Annotated in this window: 17 protein-coding genes; 6 read left to right on the top strand and 11 right to left on the bottom strand. The window is 66.5% G+C overall.

Going from position 1 to position 18,127, the window contains the following annotated elements:
- Positions 1-222 precede the first annotated feature (222 nt).
- The 3 genes from OIE68_RS21680 to prpB all read right to left on the bottom strand — a co-directional run bounded on the left by OIE68_RS21680 (position 223) and on the right by prpB (position 2,812).
- Entirely contained in the window at positions 223-609 is a 387-nt protein-coding gene (locus OIE68_RS21680) for a nuclear transport factor 2 family protein (RefSeq protein ID WP_040693478.1), read from the bottom strand.
- Between the two features lie 94 nt (positions 610-703).
- On the bottom strand, positions 704-1,822 hold the full coding sequence (locus tag OIE68_RS21685) for a bifunctional 2-methylcitrate synthase/citrate synthase (protein ID WP_327101175.1): 1,119 nt from the start codon (positions 1,820-1,822) through the stop codon (positions 704-706).
- Positions 1,823-1,825: 3 nt separating this feature from the next.
- Positions 1,826-2,812: a methylisocitrate lyase gene (prpB, locus tag OIE68_RS21690; RefSeq protein WP_327101176.1), complete on the bottom strand. Its 987-nt coding sequence runs from the start codon at positions 2,810-2,812 to the stop codon at positions 1,826-1,828.
- Between the two features lie 26 nt (positions 2,813-2,838).
- Here prpB and OIE68_RS21695 point away from each other — a divergent pair, with 26 nt between their 5' ends.
- The gene (locus tag OIE68_RS21695) at positions 2,839-3,069 is read left to right on the top strand and encodes a DUF1737 domain-containing protein (RefSeq protein WP_327101177.1); all 231 of its coding nucleotides are present in this window, start codon (positions 2,839-2,841) and stop codon (positions 3,067-3,069) included.
- A 7-nt stretch (positions 3,070-3,076) separates the two neighbouring features.
- Here OIE68_RS21695 and OIE68_RS21700 read toward each other — a convergent pair whose 3' ends face one another.
- Positions 3,077-4,600, bottom strand: a complete 1,524-nt coding sequence (locus OIE68_RS21700) for an MmgE/PrpD family protein (protein WP_327101178.1) — start codon at positions 4,598-4,600, stop codon at positions 3,077-3,079.
- Between the two features lie 149 nt (positions 4,601-4,749).
- Here OIE68_RS21700 and OIE68_RS21705 point away from each other — a divergent pair, with 149 nt between their 5' ends.
- Complete coding sequence (locus tag OIE68_RS21705) at positions 4,750-6,171, top strand: short-chain fatty acyl-CoA regulator family protein (protein WP_327101179.1); 1,422 nt, start codon at positions 4,750-4,752, stop codon at positions 6,169-6,171.
- A gap of 66 nt (positions 6,172-6,237) precedes the next feature.
- Here OIE68_RS21705 and recG read toward each other — a convergent pair whose 3' ends face one another.
- Positions 6,238-8,511 (bottom strand): ATP-dependent DNA helicase RecG, encoded by a 2,274-nt coding sequence (recG, locus tag OIE68_RS21710; RefSeq protein ID WP_327101180.1) that lies wholly within the window; start codon positions 8,509-8,511, stop codon positions 6,238-6,240.
- A gap of 4 nt (positions 8,512-8,515) precedes the next feature.
- Positions 8,516-10,831 carry a DAK2 domain-containing protein gene (locus OIE68_RS21715; protein ID WP_327101750.1) on the bottom strand — a complete coding sequence of 772 codons (2,316 nt, stop codon included), beginning with the start codon at positions 10,829-10,831 and terminating at the stop codon, positions 8,516-8,518.
- Between the two features lie 361 nt (positions 10,832-11,192).
- Between OIE68_RS21715 and rpmB the strand changes: the two genes are divergently transcribed.
- The 3 genes from rpmB to OIE68_RS21730 all read left to right on the top strand — a co-directional run bounded on the left by rpmB (position 11,193) and on the right by OIE68_RS21730 (position 12,801).
- A complete protein-coding gene (gene rpmB / locus OIE68_RS21720; RefSeq protein ID WP_011210730.1) occupies positions 11,193-11,384 on the top strand; it encodes a 50S ribosomal protein L28 in 192 nt (63 codons plus the stop codon).
- A gap of 103 nt (positions 11,385-11,487) precedes the next feature.
- The gene (locus OIE68_RS21725) at positions 11,488-11,979 is read left to right on the top strand and encodes a GNAT family N-acetyltransferase (protein ID WP_327101181.1); all 492 of its coding nucleotides are present in this window, start codon (positions 11,488-11,490) and stop codon (positions 11,977-11,979) included.
- 39 nt (positions 11,980-12,018) lie between these two features.
- Positions 12,019-12,801, top strand: a complete 783-nt coding sequence (locus OIE68_RS21730; protein WP_327101182.1) for an enoyl-CoA hydratase/isomerase family protein — start codon at positions 12,019-12,021, stop codon at positions 12,799-12,801.
- Here OIE68_RS21730 and OIE68_RS21735 read toward each other — a convergent pair whose 3' ends face one another.
- From OIE68_RS21735 to thiL, 4 genes are read right to left on the bottom strand one after another with little or no spacing between them, the layout of a single operon-like run.
- Positions 12,802-13,665, bottom strand: coding sequence for an alpha/beta hydrolase (locus OIE68_RS21735; protein ID WP_327101183.1), 864 nt, complete (start codon positions 13,663-13,665; stop codon positions 12,802-12,804). It abuts the gene before it with no gap.
- Between the two features lie 57 nt (positions 13,666-13,722).
- Entirely contained in the window at positions 13,723-13,989 is a 267-nt protein-coding gene (locus OIE68_RS21740; RefSeq protein ID WP_040693471.1) for a hypothetical protein, read from the bottom strand.
- 44 nt (positions 13,990-14,033) lie between these two features.
- Entirely contained in the window at positions 14,034-14,717 is a 684-nt protein-coding gene (locus tag OIE68_RS21745) for a uracil-DNA glycosylase (RefSeq protein ID WP_327101184.1), read from the bottom strand.
- Between the two features lie 11 nt (positions 14,718-14,728).
- The gene (gene thiL, locus OIE68_RS21750; RefSeq protein WP_327101185.1) at positions 14,729-15,841 is read right to left on the bottom strand and encodes a thiamine-phosphate kinase; all 1,113 of its coding nucleotides are present in this window, start codon (positions 15,839-15,841) and stop codon (positions 14,729-14,731) included.
- Positions 15,842-16,015: 174 nt separating this feature from the next.
- On the opposite strand from thiL, the gene OIE68_RS21755 reads away from it, so the two are divergent.
- Positions 16,016-16,933 carry a DUF3515 domain-containing protein gene (locus tag OIE68_RS21755; protein ID WP_327101186.1) on the top strand — a complete coding sequence of 306 codons (918 nt, stop codon included), beginning with the start codon at positions 16,016-16,018 and terminating at the stop codon, positions 16,931-16,933.
- 88 nt (positions 16,934-17,021) lie between these two features.
- On the opposite strand, the gene OIE68_RS21760 is transcribed toward OIE68_RS21755, so the two are convergent.
- On the bottom strand, positions 17,022-18,119 hold the full coding sequence (locus tag OIE68_RS21760) for a D-alanine--D-alanine ligase family protein (RefSeq protein ID WP_327101187.1): 1,098 nt from the start codon (positions 18,117-18,119) through the stop codon (positions 17,022-17,024).
- Between the last annotated feature and the right edge of the window lie 8 nt (positions 18,120-18,127).

Genomic DNA, 18,127 nt, shown 5'->3' on the forward strand with positions numbered 1-18,127 from the left:
AAAAGGCCGGAGCCGACGACGCGGCGTGTACCTCTCACAACTCTCGCCATTGCGGACCATCGGCCGCAGGCGCGACCGTGCGCTCAGTCCCCGCCGCCAGGCCGTATGACATTCCGAGCAACGATCCATGCGTAACCCCTCCTCATACGTCGCCATCAGATATCACCCCCGATGTCCTATTCGACGCATGGCCGACCGATTCGGTTCCGCCGATTCCCTCGATTATTCGGCCGCCGGCTCGGTTCCGAAGGCGCGGTTGATGGCGGCCATATCGAAGTAGTCCCGCCAAGCGGTGATGGCGCCGTCGGCGACCTCGAAGACGCCCACTACCGGTAGCGGTGTGTCTTTGCCCAGGCCGCGCAGGATATCGGTGCGCTCGTTCATGACAATATTCCCGGCGGCGACCTGGTGGTGCACGTCGAATTCAATGGATTCGAAGGTGCTGAGGAAACCGGCGATGAAATCGCGGATGGCGGCGCGGCCGTTGATGGGTTCCATCGGAATATTGTGGTAGACGGCGTCTTCGGCGAAGAAGGCGCTGATCTGGTCCGGGTCGGGATCGGCCCAGCTGCGGCACATGGCGGTGACGATTTCGTCGGGGCTCGGCATTCGGTTCGCTCGCTTCCTTGCGCCGATACGATCGGGCACATCGGTCGATTCGATCGCACCGATTACACCAAACAATCGCTTGGTTGCGCCAGGATCAGCCGGCGACCAGCAGTTCGCGCTGCGGCACCCCGACGTATTCGGACAGCGGACGGATCAGGGCATTGGCGGCGGACTGCTCGACAATGTGGGCGGTCCAGCCGGTGATGCGGCTCAGCACGAAGATCGGCGTGAACATTTCGATGTCGAATCCCATCAGGTAGTAGGCGGGTCCGGCCGGGAAGTCGAGGTTGGGTTTGATGCCGGTGGCCTCGGCCATGGCCTGCTCCAATGCGGTGTACATGCGCAACCAGCGCTGGCCGCCGGTCACCTGCACGACTTGCTCCAGGGCTTCGCGCATTGTCGGCACCCGCGAGTCGCCGTTCTTGTACACGCGATGCCCGAACCCCATGACCTTCTGTTTGCCGGATAGCTCGGCGCGCAACCACTCGGCGGCCAGCTCGGACTCACCGATGTCCAGCATCGTGCGCATGACGGCTTCATTGGCACCGCCGTGCAGCGGACCCTTGAGCGCACCGATCGCAGCGGTGATCGCGCTATACATATCCGACCGGGTCGAGGTCACCACACGCGCGGCGAAGGTAGATGCGTTGAAACTGTGCTCCGCGTACAGGATCAGCGAAATCTCGAAGGCCCGCACAATGCGCGGATCCGGCACCTTGCCGAAGCACATGTTCAGAAAGTTCTCGGCGAAGCCCAGATGTGAGTGTGGCGCAATAGGATCCAGCCCGCGACGACGTCGCATGTCAGCGGCGACGACCGTGGGCAGCACCGCGGTAAGCCGTAGCGCCTTCGCCAACAGTGCCCGGTCGCCTTGTGCGGCATCGAGTTCCGCATCCTCCGCGCCGAGGTAGCTGACCACAGTCCGGACCACATCCATCGGATGACAGTTCTGCGGCATCTTATCGATGAGCGACAGGATCGAGCGATCGATGCGCCGCTGGGCGCGTTCACGTTGACACAACAGTTGGAGTTGGGCGGCGTCGGGCAGTTCGCCGTACCACAGCAGATAGGCGACCTCCTCGAAACCGCAGTGCCGGGCCAGATCCTGCACGGCATAGCCGCGATAGGTCAGCGAATTCGTTTCGGGCACAACCTTGGAGATGCTGGTGGTATCGACCACCACCCCGGCCAGGCCCTTCTTGATTTCAGTCATCGTTTACTCGCTCACTCCTGCGCCTCGCTGGCGCTCGGCTCCGTCGTGCGTGAAGCGCGCTGTGCTTATGGTTCGCTCGCGACGCTCGCTCACGGTGAAATCGAAGATTCCGGAATCGAAGTCGTTGTACTGCTGGTAGTCGAGCAATTCGTAGAGTCGCGCCCGGTGCTGCATCTCGCCGACCAGCTCGGATTGCGTTCCGGTGGCGGCGATTTCACGCAGGCCGCGCTCCACCGCGAACATCGCCAAGCGCAGCGTGGTCACCGGGTAGATCACGGCGTTGTAGCCGAGATCCGCCAGGGTCGGAGCTGATAGCAACTCCGACTTGCCGAACTCGGTCATATTCGCAAGCAGTGGAATATCCACTGCTGCACGGAACTTCGCGAATTCGGAGGCATCGGCGAGTGCCTCGGTGAATATGAGGTCGGCCCCCGCGTCGGCGTACGCCTTGGCTCGATCGATCGCCGCATCCAGCCCCTCGGTCCCGCGCGCATCGGTCCGCGCGCAGACGACGAAGTTCGGGTCCCGTCGGGCGGAGACCGCGGCACGCAACCGACGGACCATCTCGTCGACCGGAACCACGGCCTTGCCGTCGAGATGCCCACAGCGTTTGGGATTCACCTGATCCTCGATATGGCAACCCGCGAGCCCGGCATCCTCCAGCAGGGTCACCGTGCGCGCCGCATTCATCGGCTCGCCGAAGCCGGTATCGGCATCGATCAGCACCGGCAGATCGGTCACCCGCGCGATCTGCTGTCCCCGCGCGGTCACCTCGGTGAGGGTGGTCAAGCCGATATCCGGTAGTGCGAGTTCGGCCGATACCACCGCGCCGGAGACATAGACGCCCTCGAAGCCGAGCTCCTGAATCAGCTTGGCCACCAACGGGTTGAATGCTCCCGGCCAGCGCTGGATTTGTCCGGAGGCCAATCCGGCCCGAAGCGCCGCACGTTTATCGGCAGCGCTCGTGGCGGCGGCGAGCAGTCCTGTCATCGCGACCACCGTCCTAGGCTGAGCACATGAGTGCAGCATCGCGCAGCGATTCCATGAAGGGTGGCGGCCGGGAGACGGGTGGGCCCGAAGATCGTCCCCTGCGCTATCGGCTGATCACCGGCGTCGACGACGCCACCTTCTGCGAACGGATCAGCGGCCTGCTCGATCAGGGCTACCGACTGCACGGATCGCCCGCCGTCACCTTCAACGGCACCGATGTGATCGCCGCGCAGGCGCTGCTCTGGGGCGGAGAGTAGAGCGTCATCAGAAGATCCCCTCGCGCACTTGCGGTGCCCGCCCCATAACCTCGGGCGACACGGTGAACGTCAGCTGATCCAATTCCCCGGCGGCCAGCTCCGGCGTGCGCTGCACCGCGTCGAGGAAACGGTCCTGCTCCGCGGGTTCGATCACCCCCTCGGCAAGCGTGCGGAACTTCGCGATGTACTGCTCACGCGCGAACGGCCGCACACCCAGCGGATGCGCATCCGCCACAGCGAGCTCATCGACAATCGTCTCGCCACTCTTCAGCGTCACGACCGCCCGTGCCCCGAAGGCCTTTTCGTTCGGATCGGTGGCGTGGTAGCGGCGCGTCCATTCCGGATCCTCGACCGTCGAGATCTTGCGCCACAGCGCGACGGTATCCGCCCGACGTGCCCGCTCGGGTGCGTAGGACCGCTCGTGATGCCAACTGCCGTCCTGTAGCGCGACCGCGAATATATAAGGAACGGAATGGTCGAGAGTCTCGCGGCTGGCATGCGGATCGAACTTCTGCGGATCACCGGAGCCCGTGCCGATGACCACGTGCGTGTGGTGGCTGGTATGCAGCACGATGGTGGCGATCTGATCGAGATCGCCGATGCGCGCCCGCATTCGACGCGCGAGATCGATGGGCGCTTGGCTCTGGTACTCGGCCGAATGCTCTTTGGTGTAGCTGTCGAGAATGGCCCGCTTCGCCTCGCCCGGACTCGGCAGCGACACCTGATATTCCGCGTCCGGCCCACCGAGCAGCCAGGCGATTACGCCGTCCGCACCCTCCCAGATCGGTGCCGGAGCACCCTCGCCGCGCATGGCCCGGTCGACTGCCTCCACCGCCATTTTTCCCGCGAATGCGGGGGCATACGCCTTCCAACTGGAGATCTCCCCCTTGCGGGACTGCCGGGTGGCGGTGGTGGTGTGCAGCGTCTGCCCGATCGCCTGATAGATCGTCTCGGTGTCCAGGCCGAGGAGCGTCCCGATGCCGGCGGCGGCCGATGGACCGAGATGTGCGACGTGATCGATCTTGTGTTCGTGCAGGCAGATTCCGCGCACCAGGTCGATCTGGATCTCGTAACCGGTGGCCAAGCCGCGGATCAGCGCGGCGCCACCGCGACCGGTGTGCTGGGCGACGGCGAGGATCGGCGGAATATTGTCGCCCGGATGCGAGTACTCGGCGGCCAGGAAGGTGTCGTGAAAGTCGAGCTCGCGCACCGCGACTCCGTTCGTCCACGCGGCCCACTCCGGCGATACCCGGCGCTGCGGCGACAAGCCGAAAACGGTGGCGCCGGACCGATCGGACCGCGGCGCATGCGGCTGTGCGAGTGCCTGTGCCCGCGCATTCGTCACGGGGCGGCGGACCAGCGCGGCCGCCGCGACGGCGGCATTGTCGATGATCCGGTTCACGATCATCGCGCTGACCTCGGCGGTCACCTCGACCGGATCGGCGGCGACCTCGGCAATTCTGGTGGCCAAATGTTCTGCGCGCGGAAAGTCTGCGGCGGCGGCGCGGGCGCGTACGATGTGGGTTTTCATCCATCCTCCGGTTCCAGACGGGCCAGCGGCCCTACTTCGCACGCTACGCAGGATTGATCTTCGGCAAAATCCCTTGCAACAGCAGATTTCTGCGGGCGAGAATCCTCCATTTTGCGATGATTGCGAATTCCGAGGGCTACCATCTTGCGGTGCGCAAGATGTACGCGGGCGCCCGACTAAGACGGTTGCGCGAGGAACGGCGAATGACCCAGGCTGCACTGGCGAAATCCCTGGATCTATCGCCCAGCTACCTCAACCAGCTCGAGCGCGACCAGCGACCGCTCACCATTCCGGTGCTGCTGAAGCTCAACTCCACCTTCGACCTCGACGTGCAATTTTTCGCGGCCGACTCCGATGCCCGGCTGGTCTCGGATCTGCATGAGGTACTCGTCGATGCGGCGGGCGGTGACAGTGCGCCACTGACCGAGGTGGAGGAACTGGCGACGCGACTGCCGGAGGTGTCCCGAATCGTCGTCGCGATGCATCGGCGATTGCGCGCGGCAACAGATCAACTCGATCTGCTCTCCGCACGGGTGGCCGCGCCGACCGGCGGACCCGGCGTGCCCATGCCGTATGAGGATGTGCGGGATTTCTTCTACGACCATCACAATCACATCGGGCAACTCGATCATGCGGCCGAACAGCTCTTCGAAGAGTGCGGTCTGAGCATCGGGTCACTCGATCGGCAACTCGCCAGGGTGGCCGAGGAGCGCGCCGGGGTCACCGTGCTGGTGCGCGGTGACGGCGCGGATCCAACCATCCCGAAACGGCATTACGATCCGGACAGCCGCACGCTGACGCTGGCGCGGCGGCTGCGTCCCGGACAGCGCGCATTTCAAATCGCCACCACCCTCGGTTTTCTGCTGTACGGCAAGGATTTGGATGCCGTGCTTGCCGAAACACCGTCGCTCACCGGTGAATCCAGGACGTTGGCGCGCATCGGGTTGGCCAATTACTTCGCGGGCGCGCTGGTACTTCCGTACGGCCGCTTTCTGCGGTCCGCCGAGGAACTGCGCTACGACATCGATCTGCTCAGTCTGCGTTTCGAGGTCGGCTTCGAGACCATCTGCCACCGGTTGAGCACCCTGCAGCGGCAGGGGCAGCGCGGCGTTCCGTTCTTCCTGGTCCGCACCGACCGGGCCGGCAATATCTCGAAACGCCAGTCCGCCACGGCATTCCATTTCTCCCGGGTCGGCGGTAGTTGCCCGCTGTGGGTGGTGCACGAGGCCTTCGCCAATCCTGGTCGCATCCTGACCCAGATGGCGGCGATGCCAGATGGTCGCCGCTACCTCTGGATCGCCCGCACCGCGCTGGCGGGACCACACGGATTCAGCACGGCGACAAAGGATTTCGCTATCGGCCTGGGTTGCGATATCGAATACGCCGACCGACTTGTGTATTCGAACGGCCTACAAGTCGACAGTCCGGCCGCAGCGGTGCCGATCGGCGCGGGCTGCAAGGTCTGCGAGCGCCCCTCCTGCCCGCAGCGCGCCTTCCCCCAGATCGGCAGCCCCCTCGCAGTCACCGAGCACACCAGCACGGATCTGCCCTACCCACGAGTCCTGCGCTGATGCTGGACAATTGATCACCATGCGGGTGCGGGCAAACGTCAAGAATGCCTCTCCACCAGTGCATTCTCACGACTTCGCCAGGTACTCCAGGCGTTCGGCGTCCACGGCGGCGTGCATCATGGTGGCTAGGCCAGGGTGGTGGTGGAGGCCTGGGTCGGATTCGACTACTTGGCGGGCGAGGTCTTGGGCGGCGGTGATGACTTCGAGATCGTCGAGCAGGGAGAGCAGGCGCAGCGAGCGGGCGGTGCCGGATTGGGCGGCGCCGAGGACGTCGCCTTCGCGGCGTTGGCGCAGGTCGAGGACGGCGAGTTCGAAGCCGTCGGTGGTGGCGGCGACGGCGTCGAGGCGGGCCATGGCGGTGCCGGTGGGGCCCGCGTCGGTGATGAGCAGGCACAGGCCGGGGTGTTTGCCGCGGCCGATGCGGCCGCGCAACTGATGCAGCTGGCTGACACCGAAGCGGTCCGCGTCCACGATGACCATGACGGTCGCATTCGGGACGTCGACGCCGACCTCCACGACCGTTGTGCAGACGAGCACATCGATGTCGCCATCGTTGAATGCGCGCATCACCTGGTCTTTTTCATCGGTCGGGAGCCTGCCGTGCAGCAGGCCGACCCGGACGCTCGCGAGCGGACCGGTGCGCAGCATGTCGAAGACCTCGAGAGCGGCGGCCGTGGTCGGGCCTTCCTTCTCCTCGGCCTTACCGGACTTCTTGCCGTTGCGGGCCTTGCCGTTCTCCTCGTCGTCGCCGATGCGCGAGCACACCACATAGGCCTGCCGACCGGCGCCGACCTCCTCGAGAATGCGTTCCCAGGCCCGGTCGACCCAGTTCGGATGCTGTTTGCGCGGCACCACCTTCGACACGATCGGCGAGCGGCCGCGGGGCAGCTGGGTGAGGGTTGAGGTCTCCAGATCTCCGAGGGTGGTCATGGCGATGGTACGGGGAATCGGGGTCGCGGTCATGACGAGCAGATGCGGGCTGGTGCCGGATTTCGCCTTGGCGCGCAACGCATCCCGCTGCTCGACACCGAACCGATGTTGTTCGTCGACGATCACCATGCCGAGATCGAAGAACTCCACCGCGTCCTGGATGAGCGCGTGCGTGCCGATCACGATGCCCGCGTCGCCGGTCACCACATCCAGTAGCGCGGCCTTCTTCGCCGACGCCGACATCGAGCCGGTCACCAGTACCACCTTGGTCGCGTTGTCGGCGGCGCCGAGTTCACCGGCGGTGCCGAGATCGCCCAGCATGGCGCGCAGCGACCGATAGTGTTGGGCGGCTAGTACTTCCGTGGGCGCGAGCAGCGCGCATTGCTGGCCGGCATCGACCACCTGCAGCATGGCGTGCAGTGCGACGATGGTCTTGCCCGACCCCACCTCACCCTGCAATAGCCGGTGCATCGGATGACTGCGTGCGAGATCGTCGGAGATCTCCGCGATCACCTGCTGCTGCCCCTCGGTCAGTTCGAAAGGCAGGCGGGTGTCGAAAGCCGCTGCGATACCGTCGGATCGGGGCGGACACGGCCGGGCCACTCGTGCCTCCGCGTCGTGTCGCCGCTCGGCGAGGACCAGTTGTAGGGCCAGCGCCTCGTCGAAACGCAAACGCTCCCTGGCCTGTTCGATATCGGACTTGCGTTCGGGCAGGTGGATCAGGCGCAGTGCGTCGGAGATCTTCATCAACGCGCGGTCGTCGCGCAGATCGCTCGGCAGCGGATCGTCGATCGGGTCGAGCTGGTCGAGTACTTGCCGGACACAGGCGAGCAGATCCCAGCTCTGCACTTTCGCGGTCGCGGGGTATACCGGGATGTATTCCCGTTCGAAGAACGAGACATCCACTCCCCCTTTATCTTTCGCGCTCTGCGCCAATCCGCGCAAGGCGCCGCCGCCGCGCACCGAGGTGAGGTTCTCGATCGAATCCTCTTCCTTCTCGGGCAGGATCAGATAATCGGGATGTGAGAGGTTCCAGCGGTCCGGGCGCCACCAGTGCACGGTGCCCGACATCATGGCCCGGACTCCTTCGCGGACAAGGTAACTCACCTTGTCGCCGTTGAAGAAGGTGATATCGATGGGGGCGACCGAACCGGTGTCGAGGGCGACCTTGAGCAGTCGCCCCCTGCGGTTCTTCATCGGGCGCAGTTCGGTTTTCGTCACCCGGCCGATGACGGTAATGTGCGCGCCCTCCTCCGGTTGCTCCTGGGTGAGCGGCTGGCCCTGGGTGGCGTAGCGCAATGGGTAGTGCCGCAACAGATCCTCGACGGTGTGCATGTCGAAGGCATCGGCGAGCGGCTCGGCCGCCTTCACGCCGAGCAGGTGGTCCAGCCGATCGCTGAGTGTCGCCATATCCCTATTCCACCCCTATCTGCACCAGATCCGCTTGCTGCCCACCGGAATACACAATCACCTCGACGCCGGGGAAACCGTTCGCGATATGCGCGGCCAGTTCGTCCGCGAGTCCAGCAGGGGCCGCCACACCCATGAGCAAAGTGACCAGCTCACCGCCGAAGGCGAGCATCCGGTCGAGCAGGGTCCGGCCCGCGGTCGGCACATCCCGGCCGATCACCACGACATCGTGACCGACCAGCCCCAGCCCATCACCGGCCTCGCAGGTGCCGACCATGGTGAGCGCCCGTTCTGTCGCGGCGCGCAATGATCCCCATCGGGTCGCGGCCGCCGCTTCCGACATGGCGAACGCATCGTCCACCGCGATCCGGCCGCAATCGTGCACCGCCAGCGCCGCCAACCCCTGCACCATGGACCCGCTCGGCAACAACAACACGTCCCGATGCACGTCACGCGCCGCAACACCGACCGCAACCAACTCGTGCGCGGGCAGCGCGCCATTCGGCAGCACCAACACCTCCCGATTCGGCAGCCGGCGAATCGCCGCAAGCAGCGCCGCACCGGTCACCGGCCCGTCACCGCCGAGCACCACCGCACCCCCGGCCTCGAAAAGCGCCGCCGCGCCATCTCCCGATGCGACAGCCAGGACGGCGCGGTCCGCGGGACCGTCATGATCGGGTCCGATGGGCGGTGTTGCAACGGATCCGATGGTCGTGCGGGGAGCTTCGGCACGCGCGGGCGCATCAGGGTGTGCAACGCCTCCATGCTGTGCGGCGGCATCGGCGCGACCCGCACCATCGGCCGGGGCTACATCGCGGTGCCCAGCAGCATCAGTACGTGCGGGCTCGACCGCGCGTCCGACACCACCACGCTGCCCTGCGGCACCAGCGCGACCCGCAACGTCGGCGGGGGCTGTATCAGGGTGCCCGACGCCCTCAGCGTGGTCGGCAAAGTCGGCGTCCGGGATTTTGCCCGAGTGCGCGGCCGCACCCGAGTGCGCGGCCGCATCGGAGGGCGCAGGTGTTGGGCGGGCGGTGATGGTGAAGCTTTCGATGTGGATGGCGCTGAGGGTGCCGGTGGCGATACCTGCTTCTACGGCGGCGCCCGCGTCGGCGCAGTGGACGTGCGCGGACCAGGAGCCCGCACCGTCGCCGACGACCACCACCGAGTCGCCGAGGTCGGCGAGACGATCGCGGAGGCGGGCGATTCGTCGGTCGTCGGTGTCCGACAGGAGGTACATCACCTCGAAGTGGGGTTCGGCACTGTTCAGGGTTTCGGCACAGCTGCCGTGCGGTTCGGCGTCGGCCCGCGGTGCGGAATCGGCAGCCGGTGCGGCGGTGGCACGATCAACTCCTGCCTGGTCACCAGCGAATACGAAGTCGCCGCGCACGTACGCCGGCCGATCGGGTGTCTCGCCGAGGGTGACCGCGACCAGACTGTCGAGCAGCACGACCAACCCGCGCGCACCCGCATCGACCACCCCTGCCTCGCGCAGCACGCCGAGCTGGGCGGGCGTATCACCGAGCGCCTCGGCAGCACCGTCGGCCGCCGCCACCGCCACCTCGGCCAGGGCGGATTCCGGAGAGGCCGCAGCACATTCCGCTGCCCGCTCCAGGACGGTCAGGATGGTCCCCTCGACCGGCACACTCAGCGATTCCCGAACCAGCGCCGATGCCGTGGCCAGCGCGTAACGCAACGTCCGCGCGGTCAGCGGCCCCCCGCGCGCCGCCTCGGCAATTCCCCGCAGCACCTGCGACAGAATGATCCCGGAATTCCCGCGCGCCCCGAGCGTCGCCCCCCGCGCCATCGCCGCAGCCACATCGTGCGTCGAGAGCGAGTCACCTGGTTCGTGATACCCGCTCGCCACCCCTGCGCTGGAGGCATTCCGCGAACTCCCGTTCCCCGCAGTACCAGGCGGAGTCGGGCGATCGACACCGGTCGTGGCAATAGCTCGGTCCGCGAACTCCCCCGGCGACGTCGCAGGGGGGTGCGATATTGCGGCACCGCCGTCCGATTTCGCGCCATTGCGGACCGCCCCAGCATCTGCTGCATAACCGTCGGCCACGAAACCATCCGATCGCTCGGACCCGCGCGCCGATATCACCGCGGCATCCGCGGCCTGCATTGCCGCTCGCATGGTGGCGAGCATGTTCGTACCGGTATCGGCGTCGGCGATGGGGAAGACGTTGAGGGCGTTGATCTCCTCGCGACGCTGCTGTAGGCCTTCGAGGCAGATGCGGCCCCAATGCAGCAGGGCCGGGCCGTTCAGTTCATTCGGACCGGCAACGGCAGGCAGACCCGCGTCAGGGCCATCGCCCATCATGTCCCGCACTCCGGGCACCGCCACCTCTCTCCGCGATCGTTCACACCGCCGTGCCACCCGCACCCAAGCGACTGCTGGCAGATCGCTCGAAAGGTTCTGCCACCGTTGGCCAGGTTAGCTGGCGATACCGACAGTCGATCGGCGACACCGATCCACTACCATCGGGTGTGCCCACGGGTCGTCGGTTCATGACCCGGTTTGGCGGATCCGGGCGCCGCCAGCTACCCTTGCAGGGTTGCCTAGCGCGGCCGAGAGGGTTCGCGCTGGCCGACGTCAGTCGGCAGGGCATTAAGACATTGTTTCCGGACATGCTGCCGACGTGCGGCGGTCCCCACATGACATGAAGGAGTTCGCGACTATGGCTGCCGTCTGCGACGTCTGCGCCAAGGGCCCCGGCTTCGGGAAGTCGGTCTCGCACTCGCACCGGCGTACCAACCGTCGTTGGAACCCGAACATCCAGACCGTGCGCGCACAGGTCGCGCCGGGCAACACCCGCCGCATGAACGTGTGCACCTCCTGCCTGAAGGCGGGCAAGGTCGTTCGCGGCTGATTCACCCAGAGACCGACATACGCCCCGACACCACTAGGTGCTCGGGGCGTAGTCATCTGCGGACGCTGGTCATCGATGACCGCCCTCGGCAACGATGGTCTCCATGACCAGGCCCGCCTGGCGCATAGCCCCACTCGTCGCCGAATACGTCCACGGCCTCGCCGAATGCCATATCGCCTGCTGGCGTGAGGCCTATCGGGGCCTGGTCCCCGACCACATCCTGGATGCGTTCGAGGTCGACCGCCGCGCGGAGCAGTGGGAACGCGTCCGGGTCCGCAACCCGGGCAGCGCCTATGTCGCCCTCGTCGACGACGAGGTGATCGGCTTCTCGTGTGCGACCGCGTCACGCGACGAATCGCCGGTCACCCCAACCGAACTCAACGCCCTCTATGTCCGCGCCGCCTGGTACGGCACCGGCGTCGCCCACGATCTCATCCGCGCGGCCGTAGCACCCGACATCCCGTGCTCTCTCTGGGTCTTCGAGAAGAACCCACGCGCCCAGGCCTTTTACCGCAAACACGGCTTCGAACTCGACGGCACCAGCCGCATCGAGGCCTTCACCCCTGCCATCGAAGTCCGCATGGTCCGCCTCTGACCGGAAGACGACTCGGGGCGGGAAGCTAATGTGCTGGCCATGACTTCCACGCACACCGAGTACGTCACCGTCGTCGACGGCGTACTACAGATCACCATCTCGACCGCCGCGAACGGCACCTCCCTGGACTTCGCGGGCATCAATGCGGGCACCGAGGCATTGCGGTCGGCCGACCGCGAGATCGGAGCCGTCCTGCTGACGGGCGCCGGACCGAACTTCTCCGCGGGTGGCAATGTGCGCGGTTTCGCGGCGGCCGAGGATCGGGCCGGTCATATCTATGGCCTCGCGACGGATCTGCACGAATTCGTGCGCGCGCTCGACGAGACCATCGTGCCCGTCGTCGCCGGGGTGCAGGGGTGGGCGGCCGGAGCCGGGATGAGCCTGGTGTGCGCGGCGGATATCGCGATCGGCGGCCCGAGCACCAAGCTGCGCCCGGCGTATCCGGGCATCGCGTTGAGCCCGGACGGCGGCATGTCGTGGACGCTGCCGCGGATCGTCGGTGCTGGCCGCGCCCGCGAAATCCTGCTCACCGACGCGATTCTCGACGCCGAAACGGCGCTGCAGCTCGGCATCCTGAGTCGGCTCGTCGATGACGAGCAGGTACCGGCCGAGGCACTGGAGGTGGCCCGAACCCTCGCCACTGGACCGCGATCCGCCTACGCGAGCATCAAATCGCTACTGGCACGGTCGAATTCGTCGACGCTGAGCGACCAGCTCGACTACGAGCGCGATGCCATCAGCGCCGCGGCGAACAGCCCGGCCGGGCGCGAGGGCGTGGATGCCTTCGTCGAGAAGCGCAAGCCCGACTACCAGAACCGGTAGCTAACCGCGCACCTGGAGCACGAATTTCGCGACCGCGTCGGTGAACGAGTCATTGTCGTCACCGGCCGCGGTATGCGCCGCTCCGCCGATCTCGATCAGCTGCGCATGCGGCACCAATGCCTGGAATTCCGCGGCGCCTTCCGGCGTCACCACATCGGATTGCATGCCGCGCACCAGCAGCACGGGAATGGTGAGGGCGCGCGCGGCGGCTTCCAGCTGCGGGACCATTTCGCTCGCATCCTCGACGCGGTCGCCGAGCATATCCGGATCCCAATGCCAGTACCACCGGCCGTCGCGCTGGCGCAGATTGCGCAGCAGGCCGTCGGTGTTCTTGGGCCGTGGCCGATGCGGCATATATTCCGCGACCGCGTCGGCGGCCTGCTCGAGGCTGTCGAAGCCGTCGCGATGTTTGCCGAGGAAGTCGATCACCCGCGCGACACCGGCGGGTTCGGGTCGGGTGACGATGTCGACGAGCACCAGTGCGGTGATCGGCGCGCCGCCCGGATCCGCGGTGGTGAGCAGGCCGGTGATCCCGCCCATGCTCGCACCGACCACGACCGCGGGGGCAGCCAGCTGTTCGAGGACCGCCACCAGGTCCGCGACCATCGTGTGACGCCGGTAATCAGCGGTCGGCGACCATTCGCTGTCGCCGTGGCCGCGCGCGTCCAGCGTGACGACCCGCATGCCGGCGGCGGCCAGCTTCGCACCGGTCTGCTTCCACGAGTGTCTGGTCTGACCACCACCGTGCAGAAACAGGACGAGCGGGCCGTCCGCCGGGCCGAACTGGTCGGCGGCCAGCTCGATCCCATCCGAACCGCGCAGTCGCAGCCGGATCGGACCGAGAAGGTTGTTCGCATTACTCACGATCCGAGGATCGCACAGTTACCGCTGGGGCTCATGCGAGCCCCGGTTAATGGGACTTCAGCAGTCCCACTTGCCCTGCGCGCTGATGGTGTTCTGCAGCAGGCACGCGACCTTGGCATTCACCGAGGACGAGATGGTCGAGGAGCCATTGGAGGTGAATTCCTCGCCGACCGGAGCGGCGGTCTTCGGCGCGGAGGTCTCCGTGGCGGGCTCGAGCGGCAACCCGGCCGCATTCGCCGCCGCACTGCCGCCGGCCAGGGCCGCGCACAGGGCCAGCGTGGCGGTGGTGCCGCGCAGTGCGCCGCGAACGGTCTTGTTCTGCATGAAATTGTGCTCCTCTACTGTGTTTTAACCTCGACGCCCGAGATCTAGGGCAGGCGCCAGTCAACAGGCTCGGCACCCAATTCGTCGAGTAGTTCATTCACTCGTGAGAAGGGTCGCGAACCAAAAAAGCCGCGCGAGGCCGACAGTGGTGACGGGTGCACGGATTCGATATAGGGCACCTCGGCCGCGGCCAGCTGCGGTTTAAGTGTCTGCGCATCACGACCCCACAGGATCGCGACCAGCGGCTCGTCCCTGGCCACCAGCGCGCGAATCGCCTGATCGGTCACCGCCTCCCAGCCCTTGCCACGGTGCGAGGCGGGCTGTCCCGGCGAAACCGTCAGGACTCGGTTCAGCAGCAGTACGCCCTGATCCGACCACGGGCTCAAGTCGCCGTTGGACGGCGTCTGGTGGCCGAGGTCCTTGCTGTATTCGGCGAAGATATTGGCGAGGCTACGCGGCACCGGCGAAACATCGGGGGCGACAGAGAAACTCAGGCCCATCGGATGTCCGGCCGTCGGATACGGATCCTGGCCGACAATCAACACGCGCACCGCATCGAAGGGACGCTGAAAGGCGCGCAGCACATTCTCACCGGCCGGTAGATAACCACGGCCCGCCGCATTCTCCGCGCGCAGGAATTCGCCCATCGCCGAGATCTGCTCCGCAACCGGTTCGAGAGCCTTTGCCCAACCCGGATCCATGATTTCCGTCAGTGGTTTCGCGCCCATGACCGCACAACCTATCGTGGCTCGGGCTCGGATGCCGAGTCCACCCCGCTGAACGATTCCCAGCCCCCACTGCCCGGATGCCGCGCACCGTCGACGGTGACACCGTGACCTGCCAGCACCCGTCCGATCGGCACCCAACCGGGCGGCAGCTCCCGGTGCGCGGGCCAGGTTCCGGCGAACGCGTGATCCTCGCCGCCGGTCAGAATCCATTGCGCCGCATCGGCATCCAAACGCTGCGCGATCGTCGCCAGAGCCGGATCGCGCAATGTCTTCAAGTGGATATCGATGGCGACACCGGACGCCTCGGCGATATGGCCCAGATCCGCGAGCAATCCGTCCGAAATATCGGTGAGCGCGGTGGGTATCGCGGGCACTTCGGTGGCAGATCCGATGATGCCCTCCACTCCGAACTCCACCGCGTGCTGATCCGACACCCCGACGCGCTCCGAGCCGAGTACGCCTTCCGCTGGGGACACTCCCGGGTTGTCTACTCCGGCAGCGGAATCGGCGACTACAGCGAGCACAGCTGAATAGGGCGGCTGTGGGACCCGATGGGCCGCAAGCGCTTCGGCGGAGAATTCGTCTGCCGGATCGAATCCTGCGGTCAGCACTGCCAACCCCGCTGCGGACCAGCCGAGGCGACCGACCACCGCGACCGTATCCCCCACGCGTGCACCGGCTCTGGTGATCGGCGCGCGGCCGTCCAGATCACCGAAAGCGGTGACCGAGATGACCAGCTGCGGGCTGCGCACCACATCGCCGCCCGCGATGGAACCGCCCGCGCGACGCGCCTCGGCCCACATCCCGTCGGTGAGCGCATCCACCAGCTCGAGCGGCGTATCGGCCGGACAGCCGAACGCCACCACGAATGCGGTCGGCACGGCACCCATAGCGACCACGTCGGCGGCATTCTGCGCGATGGCCTTGCGCCCGATATCGCGCGGACCGGACCAGTCGAGCCGGAAATGTCGATCCTGGATCAGCATGTCGGTGGTGACCACGAAACGGCCGTCCGGCGCGGCCACCAGGGCGGCGTCGTCACCGGGGCCGAGCAGCACGCCGGGCGCCTGCACCCGCCCCGAGTTGATCCGCTCGATCAGCGCGAACTCCCCCAGCTCACGCACTGTCTTCGGCCGTGTGCTGTCGCTGATGACCTGGTCCCTTCCCGGCGTCGTGCTGGCTGAAATCGCCCCGAGGGTACCCTTTCCAAGGCAATCGTGTACGACCAGGCCGGTGCGCGGCATCCATCCCCCAGGTGACCGGGCCCCACCAGCGCGAACAGGAAGGGATCGGTGAGCATGGCGGCGGAATCGTCGGACCGCGATTCGTCGGAGGCGGAGTCGTCGAAGGCCGAGCTGTCTAACGGAACGGCCGATTCGGCTGCGGACAGCGCTGCGGCAGAACCCACACCCACCGTAGATCACAGCGAAGCCGAGAGCCCTTCCCCAGCCGCCGATGCCGAGCCCGAACCAGCTTCAACCAGCGCCGAGCCTGCGGACTCCGACAGCACCGAATCCGCCGAGCCCACTGCAGCTTCAACCGATGCCGAGCCCGCCGACTCCGCAACAGCCTCAACCAGGGCCGCCGACGCGGAGCCCGCAACAGCTTCAACCGATGCCGTCGACGCCGAGCCCGCAGCTTCCGACAGCACCGAATCCGCCGACGAGCCCGCGCCCGAATCCAGCGGCTACCCGCCCGCGCTGATCGCGACCGCAGTCGCACTCCCGGTCGTGCTGGTAGTCGCCGTTCTGGTCGCCGCAGTTCTCGCCCGACGCGCACCGATCGAACGCGAACCGCTGGTCCTCGGTCCGGTTCCCGCGCCCGCCGCGGACGGACCCGCATGCATCGCGCTGCTGCCCGCATTGCCGGTCGATCTCGGCGACTACTCCAAATCCACGCTGGTGGAACCGGCTCCCCCCGCGACCCGCGCCTGGCAGCGCAAGGACGGCGGCAACGCCATCGTGCTGCGCTGCGGTTTGGAACGACCGTTGGAGTTCAACCGCGCCTCACCGCTACAGATCGTCAATGGCGTGCAATGGTTCGAGGTCCGCGATGCGGCCGCCAAGGCGAGCACCTGGTTCGCCGTCGACCGCGCAACCTATATCGCGCTGACCGTTCCCGACGGCTCTGGACCGACTCCGCTACAAGGAGTTTCGGACACGATTACCGCCAACATACCGGCCCAGCCGATTGATCCCGGCCCACTACCGAACTGACGTTCTCACCCCGCGCCGTTGCGCCACACCCGCAGTACTGGGTGCGCACTTGCGACACCGCGGGTCCTGGCCGAAAGCCGAGCGTCGATCACCGCAACCCGGTACCCCGTGCGAGCGCCGTCTCGATCAGTGTGGAAACCAGTGCCCGGTAGTCGATTCCGGTCGCCTCCCACATCCGCGGATACATGGAAATCGAGGTGAAACCGGGCATCGTATTGATCTCGTTGATCACCGGCCCCTCCGCCGTAACGAAGAAGTCCACGCGCGCCAAACCTTGGCAGTCAAGCGCTTTGAACGCCCGTACCGCGAGTTCCCTGACGCTGTCGGACACTTCGTCGTCCAGTTTGGCCGGAACATCGAATTCGCAGACATCGTCCAGGTATTTGGTGTCGAAGTCGTAGAACTCCGGCGCCGCGGCATCGGCATCCGGCATCCGAATCTCGGCGACCACACTGGCCCCGACCCGCCCGTCCGGAAATTCCAGCACGCCACATTCGACTTCGCGGCCGACTATGCCCGCCTCCACGATCACCTTCGGATCGTGTTCACGCGCCGCCGCGATCGCCGCGTCCAACTCGCTCCAATCGGTGACCTTGGTGATGCCGATCGAGGAACCACCGCGCGCCGGTTTGACGAATACCGGCAGGCCCAGCAGCGCGCGATCATCCGCGTCGAGCGTGTCGGTCCCGCGCCGCAGCACCAGCTGCCGCCCGATCGGCAGCCCCTCCGCGGCGAGCAGCTTCTTGGTGAATTCCTTATCCATCCCCGCGGCGCTGGCCAGCACCCCCGGCCCGACATACGGCACCCCGGCCAATTCGAGCATGCCCTGCAACGTGCCGTCCTCACCGAACGGGCCGTGCAGGATCGGGAACACCACATCCACCGACCCCAGTGCCGCACTCGGATCATCGAGCGCGACCAACGAGCCGGACCGGCTCGGATCGGCGGCCAGCGTGAGCGCGGTGCCGCTGCTGTCCACAGCGGGCAGCGCGTTGTCCTTGAATCCGAGCGACGCCACCTCGGAACCACCGAGCACCCAGGCGCCGTCGATGGTGATGCCGATGGGCACGGCCTCGTACTTTTCCGGATCGAGGTTGCGCAGCACGCTGCCGGCCGACACACACGAGACGGCGTGCTCGTTACTGCGCCCGCCGAACACCACAGCAACCCTGATCCGGTTCGTCATGAACGGAA

Source organism: Nocardia vinacea (genome assembly GCF_035920345.1).
GTDB lineage: Bacteria > Actinomycetota > Actinomycetes > Mycobacteriales > Mycobacteriaceae > Nocardia > Nocardia vinacea_A.